Annotated in this window: 4 protein-coding genes; 1 reads left to right on the top strand and 3 read right to left on the bottom strand. The window is 65.1% G+C overall.

Going from position 1 to position 15433, the window contains the following annotated elements; genetic code table 11:
- The first annotated feature begins 141 nt into the window (after positions 1-141).
- Entirely contained in the window at positions 142-1584 is a 1443-nt protein-coding gene (locus G8E03_RS15085; protein WP_166194450.1) for an aldehyde dehydrogenase family protein, read from the top strand.
- Positions 1585-1622: 38 nt separating this feature from the next.
- Here G8E03_RS15085 and G8E03_RS15080 read toward each other — a convergent pair whose 3' ends face one another.
- From G8E03_RS15080 to G8E03_RS15070, 3 genes are all read right to left on the bottom strand, one after another.
- The gene (locus G8E03_RS15080; protein ID WP_166194629.1) at positions 1623-2519 is read right to left on the bottom strand and encodes a radical SAM protein; all 897 of its coding nucleotides are present in this window, start codon (positions 2517-2519) and stop codon (positions 1623-1625) included.
- Positions 2520-2616: 97 nt separating this feature from the next.
- Positions 2617-3471 carry a hypothetical protein gene (locus G8E03_RS15075; RefSeq protein WP_166194447.1) on the bottom strand — a complete coding sequence of 285 codons (855 nt, stop codon included), beginning with the start codon at positions 3469-3471 and terminating at the stop codon, positions 2617-2619.
- A gap of 15 nt (positions 3472-3486) precedes the next feature.
- Positions 3487-15267, bottom strand: coding sequence for a beta strand repeat-containing protein (locus tag G8E03_RS15070; RefSeq protein WP_166194444.1), 11781 nt, complete (start codon positions 15265-15267; stop codon positions 3487-3489).
- Positions 15268-15433 lie beyond the last annotated feature (166 nt).

Here is a 15433-nt window from a genome sequence, read left to right as displayed (position 1 = left end):
CAAATCCGGCCCCCAGTTCCATCTAGAAATGCAACACCTCGTTGGCCCAATACGCGTTCGAACGGCTTTGAATTGTTCCGGTGGCAATTTCCCGCAGGCCGCGACGCTTGACAGCAGCGCCGCACCCCGTGACGCAGAACTATGGAGAACATCGACCCAGTTCCGCTGAACCTGATCGGCACCGCACGTGAACCAGGGCGCGGCGCCCCCGTTGCCGCGCAGCATGACCCTGCCACAGGTTCATTGCGTCCGATATATCGCAAGGCGGATAGGGCGCAGGTCGCAGCCGCTGTCCATGCCGCGCAGATCTCGGACTGGGGCAACAGCACTCTGGCGCAGCGTATCGCCGCCCTGTCGGCATTGCGCGACCAGATCGCTACATATTCGCAGGATTTCGCCCGGATCATCAGCCGTGAGATCGGCGCGCCGATAGATTTCGCCCGCACCGCGCAGGTCGGGGCCGCGTTGAGCCATCTGGACGCCACAATAGCCGCCATGCCCGCGGCCCTGCAGGAGGAAGAGCTGGACAGCGCGGAGCATCGCATACGCTTCGAGCCGGTCGGGGTCAGCGCCCTGATCACGCCCTGGAACTGGCCACTGAACCAGATCGTGCTGAAGCTGGGCGCGGCGCTGGCCGCCGGGTGCGCCGTCGTGCTGAAGCCATCCGAACTGTCGCCCCGCACAGCCGGTTTGCTGATTGAATGCTGTCTTAGCGCCGGCATCCCGCCGGGGGCGGTAAACCTGCTGATCGGTGATGCGGAGACCGGAGCCCAACTGGTGCGACATGGCGGAATCGCCCATATTTCCTTTACCGGCTCAACCCGCGCCGGACGGCAGATCGCCGCCGTCGCAGCCAGCAGGTTCGCGCGAAGCACGCTGGAACTTGGCGGAAAGTCGGCCAACATTCTGTTCGCGGATTGCGATCTGGAAACGGCGATCCGTCAGGGAACCGCCCATTGCGTGCGCAATGCCGGGCAAAGCTGCAACGCCGCCTCGCGTATGCTGGTCGAGCGCCCGATATACGCGCAAGCCGTGGCCCTGACCGCCCGACACATGCACGAGATCGCGGTCGATTTGCCCGATGTGACCGGAAACCATATCGGCCCGCAGGTTTCATCTGCGCAATACCTGCATGTTCAGCAATTGATCGCCCAGGGCATTGCCGAGAACGCCCGCCTCGTCAGCGGAGGCCCCGGACTGCCGGACGGTCTGACGGCCGGGTTCTTCTCACGCCCGACGCTGTTTGCGGATGTGACGCCGGATATGGAGATTTTCCAGACGGAGATCTTCGGCCCCGTCCTGACCATCACCCCGTTCGAGACGGAGGAGGAAGCCATCGCGCTGGCCAACGCCACGCCCTACGGTCTGGCCGCCTATGTCCAGACCACGGATCCGGTGCGCGCCGACCGGGTGTCCAGGGCGCTTCACGCCGGTATGATACAGGTCAATGGCACCAGCCGTGCGCAGGGGGCACCGTTCGGCGGGGTCGGCGCCAGCGGCTGGGGGCGTGAGGCCGGACTGTGGGGCATCCGCGCCTTTCAGGAAATCAAGTCGATCAGCGGCGCAGCCGCGGTCAGAACATAACGCGCCTGTGTCGAGGCGGTGCGCGTCTGACCAGCGGCTCACCCCAAGGGGCGCAGCAGGTCCCGCTCATCTCCGTATTTCGCGACATAGGCAGCACTCAGCCCCAGACATTCCGTCGATGTGCACTGGGCACGATGCGGGCATTGATGAAATTCGTTGCGGTCGAATTCGGTCCAGAATTCCGGGTCGATGACCAGCAAAGGCTGTGCGTTGACCAGCGCGTCGGCCTGCTGACCCAGCAGACATTCGGGGAAGTTCTTCACCTCGACGAACCGCCCCAGCGCGCGGGCGCGGGTGATCGCCGCCCGCAAGGGGGGCAGGATATCGGCGTGACGCGCGGCGAGGTTCTTCTCATCCGTTTCGGCCATGGGAAAATAGGTCCAGAACTCCATCTGGATCAACCGCCGCAGATGTGAGAGCGCATCGACCATATCGGGCAGCAGGGGATAGCTCAGCGCCGTGACCACCGAATTGCTGATCATGTTGATATGGTCGTATGTGTCCAGATGCTCCATCCCGCGCAGCATCTTGTCCCAGGCCCCCTTGACCTGAACGATGCGGTCGTGGCTTTCGGCATCGGACCCGGCCACCGATATGAAAAATTCGTCCACGCCCGCGTCGATCAACCTGTCCGTGTAGCCCGGTCGGGCCAGATGCATCCCGTGGGTCTGGATCCGAACGTGACTGAACCCCGCCGCCCGCGCCCGCCGCGCGAGGTCGGGCAAATCCCGGCGCAGCGTGATCTCGGATCCGGTCAGCACCAGCCCCTCCCACCGGGCGTTTTGCTGCTGGTCCGTCAGAATGCGGGCAAATGTGTCCTCGGCTGTCGGGGCGAGGCGGTCCATCGTGCCCTCGATCATGCAGTGCACACATTTCAGGTTGCAGCGGAACTCCATGGTCAGGGAGACGTATTTCTCATGATCGCGCAGCGACATTCGCGGCAGGTCGCGCAACCGCGCCGCCGGCGTGGTCAGCCCGCCGCGCGCGCCCGGCGCGTTGACCGCGGCCAGCGCCGCGTCGATATCGAACGGATCAGAGGAGGCCATAAAAACTACCCTTCACCGGGACCGGCGCACCGTCGCGCCATTCCCAGTCCCAACCCACATCATACAGATGATGCGCAAGGGCGTCACGGTGCCGGGTGAGAAAGGCCCGGATCGGTTCGGGATAGGCCAGCCTGTCCGCACAGAACATCAGGTCATCCACCCCGATACGTGAGAAATAAATCCCGTCGCGCTGACGCTTGTTCGCCACCACGATGGTTTGCGCCTGAACCTGTGGCCACAGCCACGGCGTCAGATCTTCCGGCTCCCCCGGCATATGCGCGCTTTCCGTCAGCTTGGCCCGGATCGCGCCGGCCTCCTCCATCGCATCAAAAAAGAAATAGAAGTTGCGCAGCTCCATCGCTTGCCCGGTCCAGCCATAGCAGATGCCCGAGGATACGGTGGAGCCGGGATTGCCGATATAAAGGTCGATCTGATCCAGAGACTCTGTCTGCCCGTCCACCTCGACCGAGAACATGAAATAGGGAACATGATCGGGCGCGCCAAGCGATGTGGGCAGCACACCCGCCGTCGCGCCCAGAAAATCCGCGACGTTCCTGCGGCGCTGCTCACGCCGATAATCATAGAAATAGAATTCCCAGCTCAGCGCGCGCCCATCCCATTTCAGCCCCCAGACCGTCGCGAAGCGTCCGAAGGCGGCGCGGATCGCCTCGACCAGCGGGATCATCCGGTGGCTGTTTCCGGCCACTTCAAAGCTGTGCCACAGCAAGGCACTGGTGCGCAGCGCGTCCTTCCCCGGTGAGGACGGACGCTCATAGGGCCAAAGGCAGAAATCGAGCGCCGGGTCGGTCGCCCGATGTCGATGAGCGGCGAGATCGATCATCCCGCCGCTCCCGGATCAGAAGCGCAGCGAAACACCGCCGGTCACCGATGTCTCGCTCCGGTCGGAACCGTTTTCATATCCAAGCTCACCAAAGAAGCTGGAGGCCGAGCCGAGTGGGGCCGAGCGGAAGCCGCCTGAAAACTTAACCGACGCGCCGTCTTCCTCATAGCTCAGCTCCGTTCCGGCGACGGTGGTCGTCGTCTCACCCGATAGATCGCTGATGACGTCCAGCCCCCCGTACAGCAAGCCGCCATTGGCCAGCTCGCTCTCGGCCCGGACGCCCAGGCGCAGTTCCGCGAAATCGCCATCGTCGAAATCGACGTCAACACCGATACTGTCGGTAAAGCTGTCGATGCTGGTCTGACCCACCGTCAACTGCGCCTGCGGGATCAGGGTGATGTTGTCCATCTCGAACCGCTGACCAACCTCGACCTTCGCCGTGACGGCCGTTCCGTCGGTGTCGCCGCGTCCGGCGCCTGTAGTGTCGAAGCTGAAGTCGAAGGACGACACGTTGATACCCGCATCCATGTAGAACCCGGTATTGGTGGTGTAGGTCGCGCCGAAGCCAAGGCCGAACATATCCGCATCGCCATCCGCCCGGATCGCCCCGCCCGCGCCGCTCGCATCCTGTGTCATGCGCCCGGCGTGGATGGATACACTGCCCATGACGGTGGATGTCGCGGTCCGCGACAGCTCGAAATCATAGCCCGCCTGAATGGCGGTGCGGCTGTGGTCGAAATCGGCCTCGATCGGCAGCCCGGTGATGTCGCCGTCCGCCTCCCCACTGGCCGCCAGAACCCGGATCCAACTGCCCCCGGCATAGCCGCGCTCAACCTCGGCAAAGCTGAGCTGCTGCATCTCACCCAGCTCGGCCTGCGCGCCGTATCCCTGACGCGCCGCACTGCGCTGCGCCATCGTGCCCAGCAGATCGACACCGAACCCGAAGGCGGCGTTTGCGACAACCGGATATTGCATCGCCGCGCCCGAAACCTCGGATCGCAGGACGAACGCGGAATTCACGCTGTCGAAATCGAGGGAATAGATGAATCCAGCCGTGGAAATCGTACCCCCGGCGAGAGTGAAGTCACCGGCTGTGGCGGTGCCATCGACCTCCACCAGAACGATCCCGGTGGCAGCGGTGAGGGAGCCGACACCGTTGCCGATATCGTTGACGACGATGACAGTGGACGTTCCGCTGACATCACCGTTCACGACGATGAAATCGGCATCCGGTCCGTCGGGATCACCCGCCCGGTCCGGCGTACCCTCACCAGACGCATCAAGCGCCGCGTCGAGGAAGATGGTGCCACCGTCCCCGATATAGTCACCGCCGATGATCAGCGCATCATCCCCGTCACCCGCGACGGCGTCGATCGTGCCCATCGTCTGGTCGCGCAGATCGATGCCGATACCGCCATTGGTCACACTGCCCATCGTCGTGGTGCGCATGGGGGAGTTGCCGTCCCCAAGCACTGTGGAACCGGCCCCGATGACCAGGTCCCGGAATGTCAGCATCCGTGTCGTACCGCCCAGTTGCGCCGTGTCGAACGTGGTCGCGTTCAGGATCAACGTTTCGAAATCGGTGAAGTCCTCGAACGCCTCGGCCGAGGTCGTCGCGTCGCTGATGGTGATGACATCCCCCGTTCCGGCACCGCCGGAGGCCGAGAACAGCCGCGCGTTGGAGTCGCCCACCTCATCCTGACGAACGTCCAGAATGCCGTCGCCGTCCAGATCATCGAACTGACCACCCGCACCGACGACGATCAACCGGTCGTCACCCGCGCCGAGGTCAAGCTTCGGATCGGTCGCGCCTGCCGCCGTTCCGATCCGCTGCTCGCCATTGCTCATCGTAACGGTATCGGCACCGTCGCCGGTATTGATCGTGCCCGTCACGTCTACGGTTCCCAGATCAATCGTATCGACGCCGGAGGCCAGCATGATGTCGCCATTGACCACACCGGAGGTGAAGACCAGCGACGATCCCGGCGCGCCGCCCAGAATGTCACCGGTCAGATCGCCATCCAAGCTCAGGTTCAACAGCAGGCCCGACGCGTCGATGCCGGTGCCGCCCGTTCCGATCAGCTGACCTTGCAGCGCCACGATGATCGGCGCGCCCGTATCGCCCGACAGGCTCAACCCCGTATCGCCCGAAACGATGCCGCCGATGGTCAGGTCCAGACTCGAGGTTCCGCTCACATCGAACGCAAGTGCCGCGCCCCCCGTGCCCGTCACCGTCGCGCCGGAGGCAATATCGGCAGTGATCGCCGTCGCCATGCCGGAGGTCACAACGATGCCGTTCGTACCGCCCGACACAATCGCCGTATCATCCAGATCGAGATCAATCGTGGCCCCCGTGCCGGCGACCTCCACCGCTGTGGTTCCCCCTGAGACCGTACCTGCAATGTCCAGATCGACCGGGGCGGACACCTCCACCAGGCTCAGACCCGTGGTCGATCCGCTCAGAACACCGCCATCCGCCACCTCAACCGTCGAGGATGTCCCCACCGCGGTGGAGGAAAGGCTGAGCGCCGATCCGCCCGTCGCCGTGACCGAGCCCGCGATCAGGACCTGCCTGGCACCACTGCCCGTCGCGCCACTGTCGATGGAGATTCCGCTGACACCCTGCGAAGTGGTGCCCGCCGCGATCTCCACATCCGTCAGCGCGTTGCCCGCGTTCGAGATTGCTGCAATCGCGCCGTTCGCGCTGGTCACATCCGCATCCACATCCACATCCAGCGTCACCGTGTTGTCGCCATTCTGCACAAGGCTCAGCGCGTCGCCGATCACATTAATATTCGCGTTCACGTCGGCCACGATCATTCCGGACGTCGTGATGTCGAGGCCAGAGGTCGCCGTCGCACCAGCAATCTGTCCCAGCGCCGCGTCAATGGTCGCTGAAACCGCGCCGGTATCGGCGGTCAGGCTGACTGCCGCGCCCGTACCCGCGTCAATCGCGGCCGTGTTGGCAAATGTGATCGTTCCGGCATTCGCAACGTCGGCAATGACCCCGCTATCCGCCGCAGCGATGCGTCCATCCACATTCACCAGCGCATTTGCGCCCCCGGTCGAAAGCTCCAGCCCGGTCGCGTCGCTGTCGATGGTAGCGGAGTTTGCAAACGACACCGGGCCGCCGTCAGCCGCCGTGATCGTCGCACCGTTTCCACCGGCATCGACCGCACCTTGCAACTGAATCGTCGTCGGGCCGGTGCCGTCATTGATCGCAACAATGCCATCCATGCCCGAGGTGATCGTGCCCGCAGCCGTGGTTGTCACGTCGAACGATGCCGAGGATGCCGCGTTCGCCATCGTTGCCGCGAGGCCGGTCGTGCCGGCGACGACAGGGCCGTCCACGTCGATATCGACCGCACCCAGACCCGCCTGATTGACCTCGATCCCGGTGCCGGCCGTACCGGTCACCGCGCTCTCGATGTCGAGGATGTAATCACCCGCACCGGTTTCGCTGAAGCCAGCGTCACCCACCACGATACCGTTCTGCGAGCCGGTCACCGCTTGGGCCGTGGCAATGCTGACCACGCCGTTGGTCGAGCGTGCGACGATGGCATCACCGCCGGTTGCCGTGACCATTCCGTCAGTGGTCACGGTCACATCCCCGACAGCCGACGCGCCGATACCCTGCGTGGCACCCTGTACTGCCCCCGTGGTGAGGATTTCGGTCGAGACGGTTCCCGCCGCTACGATCCCCTCGTTCGCGGTGCCGGTCACGTCGTCATTCGCCGTGATATCGACCACGCCGCCCGTGACGCTGATCCCGGTTTCACCCGAAACCGTTCCGCCCGCCACGACCGTCGCCGGTTGCGAGGTGGAGGAGATTTCAAGCCCTGTTCCGGCAAGCGTGCCAATGTCGCCCGCGCCCGTCGACGTGAACGTGATTGCCCCCGGTCCACTGGCGGAAACACCGCCCGTCGCGGCAGAAACCTCGGCGGAAAGGTCAATCAGGATCGGTGCCCCGGTCGAGCTGACCTGCATGCCCCGTCCCGTGTTCGAGGTGATCGCCCCGCTTACATCCAGATCGATCACATCGGATCCGCCCGGCGCGGCATTGCTGCTCATCAGGATCGAGGTGCCCCCCGAAGTGATCGCACCCGAGATATCCGCCAGGATCGTGTTCGCCGTGGCGTTCACCCCGACGGCGCTCGCATCGGTTGCGGTGACCTCATCGTTGATGTCGAGGGTGATCCCGCCATTCGCGGCGGTCGCCTCGATCGCAGTGCCGGTCGCCGTCTGGACCGTCGCATTGGTTGTGATGTCGATCTGCCCGCCGAGCGCATCGGCTGTGGCGAATATGCCGCCCGTCTGTCCCGCAACCGATCCGTCCGTCGTGATCGAGACGTCCCCGTCTCCACCCGACACGACCATCGCCCCCGCCGAGGAGTCGATGGACCCGGTGCTTGCCAGATTGATATCGACGTTACCGGTGGCGTTGTCCACATTCAGGCCAGTACCAGTGGATTGGACCGCTCCGTTCAGCGTTACCGTCGCAAGCCCGCCGGAAAGCGAGGAGACATCGACACCGATTCCCCCGGTCCGGTTGCCCAGCCCGCCGACGCCCGTCACATCGCCGTTGAGCGTCAGTGTCGTCGCCGCCACCGAGGCCGCGTTTGCGTTCGTGACACTCACACCGGTGAGGGATGCCTGCACATCATCGAGGCTAACCGTCGTGGCCCCCATGCCGAGCTGAGTCGCCTGCACGCCGTCGCCCGCCAGTGCAATCGTATCCGCCGTAGTCGTCAGGCTCAGATCGCCGTCCAGACCACCGCTCGCCACTGTTGCGACGATGCCGTTACCGCCTGCATCCACGTCCCCGCCGATATTGGCCGTGATGGCCGCGCCCGAATCCGAATCCAGAACGATGCCGGTGCCGCTTCCCGCGATGCTGACCGTACCCGTGCCCAGCGTGTCGAGGGTCAGCGCGCCCTGCCCGGCATGGGTCACGCCGATGCCCACATCGCTGCCGGTGCTGGCGCCCGTCAGGTCAATGGCCCCGGCAATGTCGATATCGGTCGCGCCGCCCGACTGCGTGGTAACCACCAAGCCCGAAAACGCGTCGCTGATCGTGCCCATGACGCCGCTGGCCACCGTCACATCCGCCGTGGATGTCGCGGATGATTGCTTAACCGAAACGCCGGTCGAACCCGCCGCCGGGGCGGACATCGTGACCGCGCCATCCAGCAGCAGCGTGGTGGCGCCTGCATTGACCGCCGCATTCTCGATCGAGATTCCGGTATTTGCGCCGCTTCCCTGAACCCCCGCGTTGATATCCGCCAGCACACCCGTGCCGGTGCCGGTCGCCGCAATCTCGACCCCGTTTCCGTTCAAACCGGTGATTTGCGCCGCCGTATTCAGATCAATATCAGCGGCGCTGCTCTCGATCAGGGCACCGCGCGTGCCGCCGCTCACCATGGCCGTGACGTCGATATCCATCGTGCCGCCGGCGCTGCTGCTCAGGTTCAGACCGTCGGTGCCGGCCATGACCAGACCGTCGATATCGACATCCATACCCGTTCCGGTGCCGCTTTGCGTCGCGAAGACACCCATGTCGGCGGTTCCGGTCGTCGTTCCGTTCAGGTCGAGAACCATTTGCCCCGGCCCGTCACTCTCGGCGTAAATGCCAGTATTCCCACCGGTGACGGAGGTTCCCGCCTCCGTGAAAATCCGCAGCGCGCTGCTGGCATCCGCGACGATACCGTAATCGCCACCGCCGTCGATCGTGGCGTTGTCGGTAACGGTAATCTCCGCCAGAGCGGAGCCGTCATGCGTCAGGCGAATGGCGTTCCCACCGGCGCTGGTCACATCGGCGCCAGCCTCAATGATCCCTTGCGTTCCACTGCTTACCGTCAGGTTGACCGCGTTCTGCGCGTCGATGAAGCCCGACTGCGCGACCGCGCCGTCCAGATCGATCCGCGCCGCGCCGGTGCCCGAATGCACCAGCAGCACACCACCATCGACGCTGTTCACGCTGCCGGTGGAGGTGACCATGATCGTGCTGTCGGTACCGTCCGTGTTCGTGGCGTCGATCCCGTCATCGGCAGCAGTTACCGCACCCGAAACCGTGATCGACAGCGCGCCACGATTGCTGGTGGTGGCCGTGATCGCATCGCCGGTGCGCCCCGTCACGTCACCGCCCGCGTCGATTGTGGTCGCCCCCGCGCTGGAACCGCTTGCCACGACGATCATGCCGACATTGCCGGTAACATCGCCATCGGTATCGACCAGAGTCGCCGTTCCCGCCGAATTGTTGATGGCAAGCCCGGTGTTCAGGGCCGTGATATCCCCATCTGCCCCGGCGACGAAGGCCACTGTGCCGCCGACCGAATTCTGGATTTGGACACCCGTGTCCGCCGCCGGACCACTGACTGCGGCGTCAAGCTCTACCCGCACGTCGCCAGCACCGAGGGACACGGCCTGCACGACAGAATCCGTGCCCGTATTCGTCACATCAGCGTCGATATCCAGCAAGACGTTGCCCGCACCCATCGAAGCGATGTCGAGCCCGGAACCTGCGGCGTCTATGGTGCCGGTGGTGGTAATCGTCGCCGCGCCCGCCCCGATCGTCAGGACGTCAATACCGTTGCCGCCCGCCGTCAATGCGCCAGACAGGTCGATATCAATGTCCCCGGCGCCCGCTTGCGAAACGGCGATGCCCGTCTGCGTGGAATCGACCGTACCGGCCATATCGATCGTGATGTCACCGAAGGAGGAGTTTGTCGGGCTGTCACCCTGATCGCCGACGAAGATACCGTTGCCCCCCGTCGCATCGACCGAGGACGCCGCCGTGCCGACGATGCTGACCGCCTCACCCCCCGTGCGCCCCTGGACCGAGATCGCATGTCCGCCGGTTGAGGTCACGGCGCTGGCAAAGTCGAGATCGACCTCAGGCCCACCGGCCAGCAGGATGCCCGTGGTCCCAGCCACATCGCCACCCGCATTCAGATCAATATCGAGCACGCCCTGATCCGTCAGTCCGATCACCTCAAGCCCGGCACCGGTCGTGCCGGTCAGATCCGCGCTCAGATCGAAATCCAGTCCGCCCGCGTTGCGCAGAGTCAATTCCGCACCGTCGGTGGAGCCTGTTACCGCCCCGGCCAGATCCACCGTCACCGTTCCCGTGCCGGACGCGCTTTCGGCGCGGATACCGGTCGTGAACCCTGAAATGATCCCCGTCGCCGTGTTGCTGATCGCGATGGACCCGTCGGTCGCCGCGTTGATGGCGTTGACCCCCTCGGAATCGGCGGCTGCCGTACCGGTGATCGCCGCGGCGATGTCGATGTCGATATCCCCGCTGCCGCTGGCCACATTCGCCAGAATGCCGTTTCCAGCGGCGATCGTGTCGAGCGTTCCCACCGTCACGTTGCCACCCGCCGCGCGCGCGTCGATGGCGATTTCACTGCCCGATGTGCTCAATGTTCCGCCAAGCGCGGTGTTCACGTCGATATTGCCATTGGTCGAACGTGCCTCGACCACGGTGCCTGCGGCGCTGGTCGCGGCCGCGATGTCGATATCGGTGTCTGCGTTCAGGTTCGACGTGACGACCGCCATGCCGGAGGAGCTGTCGACAGCCCCGTTCACATCAATGTCGATCCCGGTGCCCGCCGCACCGTTCGCATTGGTCGCCGTGATCGCATCGCCGACCACGTCGATGGTGCCTGCCGCGCTGTTCTGGAACGCGATTCCGCCGGTGCCACTGGTCATGCTCAGACCCGCGCCACCGCCATTTACCGCATCCGCGATCGCCACGTCGATCAGGCCGGAGCCTTCGTTTGTCGCGTCCAGGATCGCCCCCGTCCCGGCGGTGATTGTGCCGCCTGCATTCGTCGTAATGCTCAGATCACCGGTCGAGGCTGCGGACTGTCCGATTGTGATCGCGTTGCCTGTGCCATTCGCCGTGATGCCCGCATCCGCGATCACCGTGACATTCTGGGTCGAGGTCGCGGAGTTGGTGACGCTGACCGCCGCCTCGGTTCCGTTGCCACTGACCGCGCCGTCGATATCGATCAGGATCAGACCGGAGGGCGCACTACCCGCCCCGCCCGATGCGACCGCGATGCCCGAACCGGCCGTTCCCGTCACCGACGCCGTGTTGTTGAGGGTGATGTCGTTGAGGCCGCTGCCTTGATTGAAGATCTCGATTCCGCGCCCGCCCGAGGTCGCGGCCGTGGTGGTGACACCCACCGCACCCACACCGTTCTGCGTGATGCTGATCGCGACATCGTCCAGATCGCCGCTGCTCGCCGTGACAACGTCGTTCGTCGTCAGCGTGATATCGCCCGTCCCGACGGAGGAGATGTTGATCGCGTCCTGGGTCGTGGAGGCGACCGTTCCGTCCAGCGTCGCCGTCACCGCCCCGCCGAGATTGTTCTGCACCAGGGAGACGCCGGTGCCCGTGGCCGAGATATCGCCATCGGCATCGGTGATGAGCGTCAGCGCGCCCTGGCTGTTATCGAGCGCGACGCCCCCGCCGCTGCCGCCGGTGACCGCACCATTCACAGTCGCATTGATCGCCCCGTCCGTCATGCTTTGCGTGGACAGGCTGATCGCGGTTCCCGCCGCGCCGCTCGACACGGTGCCGTCGGTGGTGAAGCTCAACGTTGTCGCCGTCGCCGCGTTCGATGCCCGCACACCGAAACTGCCGCCTGACGTGACATCCCCGTCCAGGTCGATGATTGTCGCCGCGCTGCCATCATTGCTCAGGTCAATCCCGACCGTCGCGGCAGAGACGTCGCCCCCCGCGCCCGTGGTCAGGCTGGTGGTGGTGCCGCTGCCGCTCAAGACGATGCCGCCAGCCCCGCCGGTGATCGCGGCATTGGCGGTGTAGCCGGTCGTGCCGCTGCCGGCATTGACGATGCTGACCGCCGTGCCGCCGGTGCTCGACACGGTGCCGTCGGTGATGACACTCATGTTTTGCGCGCCCGCCCCGTTGGACGCATCCAGACCGAAGCCCGTCGTCGCGGACAGGTCGCCATCCAAGTCGATAGATGTGCTGGAGGTGCCGGTATTCGAGACGACAGCCCCGCGCGTTCCACTGGCATCCCCGGCGGCGGAACTGGTCAAGCTCACATCGCCCGCGCCCGAGGCGGTGATATCTATGGCACTCGCCCCGCTGGTCGTTGCCGCGTTGACCGCAACCGTCGTCGTGCCGGAGCCGTCATTCGTGACATCCACGGCATTGAACGCGCCATCGGCGTTGACACTGGCATTGGCCGTCACCCCCACGTCGGAGCCGCCGGCACCGCCCGTCACCTCGACGCCCGTGCCTGCTGTCGCATTGACGGCTGCATTTGTCGTGACGATGGTCGTGCCCGTGCCATTATTGGCCGCGACGATCCCGCTTTGGCCATCGACCGTTCCACCGGCTCCGGTCAGGATGGACAGGCCCGCACCCGTCGTCTGCACCGCGATGCCCGTTCCCAAAGCCGCCGTGACCGCGCCGTTCGAGGAGACCGAGGCAAGCCCCGCTCCTCCGTGATCCACGTCGATGCCGTTGCCGGTCGCCGAAATGACATTGCTCTCGCTGGTGACGGTCGCCGTCGTGCCCGCTGTCGTCGTGACGTCGATCGGGCCCGCCGCTCCGGTCTTGTCCAGATCGACGGTCGCCGCACCGCTGCCTGCATGGCTGATCGTGATCGACCCCATCGTTCCGGCAGCGCCAGTGGACCCGACACTGACATTCGTGGCCGTGGCCCCGGTCGTGGCAACGATGTCGCCTGCGGTCCCGGCGACATCTATGCTCAGATCGCCCGTTCCATTATGCGCCGCACGGATCGCCACGTCATCGCCCGCCACGGTTCCCGCCGCCAGCACGTCGATATCCACGCCAGTGGCAGCCGCGCCAGTCGTTACATCCAATCCGTCACCCGAGGTGCCTGTGACCGAGCGCGCGATATCCACGTCAACCACGCCCGCCCCGTCGGCGGAAATGTTGATGGCGTCACCGTTCGAGCTGGCGATTGCCGCTCCGGCCTGAACGTCCAGCGTGATCCCGGCGGAGCCTGCGCCCCCGTCGATGTCGATCAGCGTGTCTGGCGCGGTGCCGCCAACGGTGAAACCACCTTCGAGCGTGACCGTCGCGGCTCCTGCCCCCGAATTGTCCACCGCGATCAACGACCCGGCCGAGGCCGCCCCCGTGACCGATCCGTTCACCGTCAGGAACATGTCGCCTGCACTACCGCTGGTGCTGAGCGCCACGGCCGCATCGCTCGCTGTGGCCGAAGTCTGGGTGACGCTGCCGTTCAACGTAACGCCGGTGGTCGCACCCGTGGCGGCGTTGCTGACAACGATTGCCTGTGCCCCGCCGGAGATCGCACCCGTCGCGCCCTGCGTCACGCTGGTCGAGGTGTTCGCGCCGCCCGCCGTCACGCTCACCCCGGTTCCCGCCGCGTCCGAGGCAGTGACGGAGCCGTCCAGATCGACGCTCGCCGGTCCAGATCCGTTTGCCGTGACCGCGATACCGCCCGCGACGCCCGTGAGTGTCGAACCGCTTGCCAGATCGACGCTCGTCCCCGTTCCCGCCACGGTGTCCGCGATGCTCAGCGCGCTGCCCGACAGGCCGATTACCGTGCCGGACACGCCGACATCGACCGCGCCGGAGCCATTGTTCGTCAGGTTTGCGCCGCCCGTCGCGCCCTGAACGGACCCGCCAGCCGCGACATTCACGTCGATTCCGCCCGATCCGGTCGTGCTCTGCACGATACCCATCGCGCCCGTCGATACCACGGAGCCAGTGGCGGAGACGTCGATATCGGTATTGCCCGCGCCGGAAACCTCCACCGCGTTTCCATCATTGGTCACGGTGCCTGTCACATTGATCTGCGACGCACCAGCCGAGGAATCGAGCCGGCTGCCGCCCGCCACCGTACCGCCCAGATTCAGGGTCAGTTCCCGCAGCTGATCCATCGACTGATCGTTGCTGACATCGACGGCCCAACCGTTGGTCGAGGTGATGCTGCCGGTATTGGTGATCGTGCGCAGCTCCGCATTGCCCAGATCGCTGTTGGAATTCACCGTCAGCGACACCGCCGCATTGTCCGTGGTCGTGATCGTACCGGAGTTCACGATCGTCGCGGCCCCGCTGGTGGTCGCGCTGAAGCCTCCCGAAACGCCCGTGATGGTATCCGAGTTGTCGAGCGCGACGTCACCCCCCACGATTTCCACAGCCGCGCCGGTGGTCGCGACCACCGATCCGTCGTTGTTCAGCGTGAATGACTGCGATGTCAGTGACTGGATCGCCCCGATCGAGCCTGAGACGGACCCCGTCCCCTCCACGTTAATAACGGCATTGATGTCGCTCGATCCGAAACCACCGCCCGCCGGTGCCTCATCCAGCAGCAGGATGCCGTAACCGTCATAGGTCGAATCCGCGCCACCGGTGACCGTGCCGGCCAGGTTCACCGTCTGCACGAAACCCTCATCAGCCGAGCCCAACGGCGACAGGACCAGCGCATTGCTGTTCGAAGTCAGCGCTCCGGTGGCGACGATGGTCGTGGTGAAAGACCCCGCACCCGTGCCCGCCGCGACGCGCAGGGCATCCTCTTCCTTCGTTCCGGCCAGCCCAGTTGTATCCACACCCGCCCCGGCCAGGAATGTCAGCGTTCCCGTTGCCCCCGCCGCGACCGTTTGCGTCGTGTCGTTCACATTGTCGGGTGCCCCGCTACACTCGAATGTCAGCGGTGCGACCTGCGTGCAGCTTCCCGCCTGTGCGATGACAGGGAAACTCATAAGGCCCATGCCAACGATAGCAGTTGAAAGCGCGAACGACTTGCGAGGGGTCTGGAAGGTCATCTGTCTGTCCTAAACGAAGGCCGTGGTGGGCGTGCCTGGTAATGATCCGGCGCGCCGGACGGGGGTTGCCGCAGAAAAGCACGAATACGCTGTTCGTGTCACGCAACTACAGGATGTATTCCTCAGCTTATTGTATGGAGTCGGTACTTTAGGCTGTGCGGACATA

This window comes from Pontivivens nitratireducens (genome assembly GCF_011290545.1).
Taxonomy (GTDB): domain Bacteria; phylum Pseudomonadota; class Alphaproteobacteria; order Rhodobacterales; family Rhodobacteraceae; genus Pontivivens; species Pontivivens nitratireducens.
The sequence above is the reverse complement of the archived record's forward strand: the minus strand, read 5'-3'. Positions and strand labels throughout refer to the sequence as shown.